This window comes from Endozoicomonas acroporae, assembly GCF_002864045.1.
Lineage (GTDB): Bacteria > Pseudomonadota > Gammaproteobacteria > Pseudomonadales > Endozoicomonadaceae > Endozoicomonas > Endozoicomonas acroporae.
Genome location: NZ_PJPV01000285.1, coordinates 1 through 1270 on the forward strand (window position 1 = coordinate 1; position 1270 = coordinate 1270).

A 1270-nucleotide genomic window follows, 5' to 3' on the forward strand; every position below is an offset into this window, starting at 1 on the left:
CACAAGATCGTTTTGATCATCTTGTTCCCTTTTCGGGTTCGACCACTTTTGCATTTCCCAGCACTCTCGTTGTTGCCCGGACACAGCCCAGCCCATGAAGCGATTTCCTTCATGCCTCCGAACTTGCTCATGTCATCACCGATTTCTGCGATCAGTGTTGCTGCACTCATTTCGCTGACTCCGGGTAGCGTCTGCAGTATCTGCCAGGCTTCTTTCCAGGGCTCAATGCTTTTCAGAATCTGTTTTTCCAGCTTATCCTGCTGCTTGCTCAGAAAATCAATGTGATCCCGAATGTCTGTCAATACGATTCGATGAGAAGGGGAAAGCTCTTCATCCATACTGGCCATCAGCTGTTTTCTGTCGGCCTTCAGTCGACTATCAGCCTTCTTGATAATGTCCTGAAGGGATTCACCATCAATCAGAGCGTTTACCATGCGCTGGCCAGACTTGCCGTTAATATCACTGATCAGGCCACCCAGTCGGATACCGCTGTCGTCCAGAATTTTATGAAGACGATTCTTTTCATTGGCCATTTGCTTGACCAGTGTGTCTCGCCGACGAGTCAGTAAACGTAATTGTTCCTGGTCTGGATGAGGTACAAAGCTCGGGCGAACCAGGCCGCAATGGGCAAGATGGGCGAGCCACTGGCTTTCCAATGTATCCGTCTTGCGACCGGGTACATTCTTGACGTGCCGGGCATTCACCACCCAAGGGTTCAGGTTGCAACTAATGATAGATGCGTAAATGCTTTTCCAGTAGACACCGGTACTTTCCATGACCACCAGGTCAATCTGATGTTGTTTCAGGAACTGGCACATCAGCTCCCGGTCTTTCCGGAAGGTGCCGAATTCACGGGTTAATGTTTGAATATTGCCTTCTGGCGTTTCTTTGCGAATGGCAACCATGACCATCATTTTATGGACATCAATGCCTGCACAATTTTTCACAATGGTTTGCATCGTCTATGCTCCAAACGTTCACTTCGGCCCGGCAGAGCCTGGCGGACTGGATCGGATCGCCATGATCTCACCTGGAGAACAGGACTGTTTGCCGTGCATTCAATGTTTCAGAAATGGAACCTTGATGGTGCCAGTTCAGAACCATGAGATAAGCGAGGGTGCGAACGATCCAGCCCGGGTCAATTTGTGTTCAGGGTCTATAAGCCACTGCAAAGATAACGACCACTGCCAGGCTCTGCACCATGATAATTGTGGCAGAGCCTAATTTTCATTGTGCGGGGTGACCGAAATGTCGGTCATGAGCATTTGTG

The 1270-nt window shown here is 49.5% G+C and carries 1 protein-coding gene; it reads right to left on the reverse strand.

The window, feature by feature from the left end; translation table 11 throughout:
- On the reverse strand, positions 1-959 hold a 959-nt coding region (locus tag CX664_RS25225), incomplete at its 3' end, for an IS110 family RNA-guided transposase (RefSeq protein ID WP_101749323.1).
- Between the last annotated feature and the right edge of the window lie 311 nt (positions 960-1270).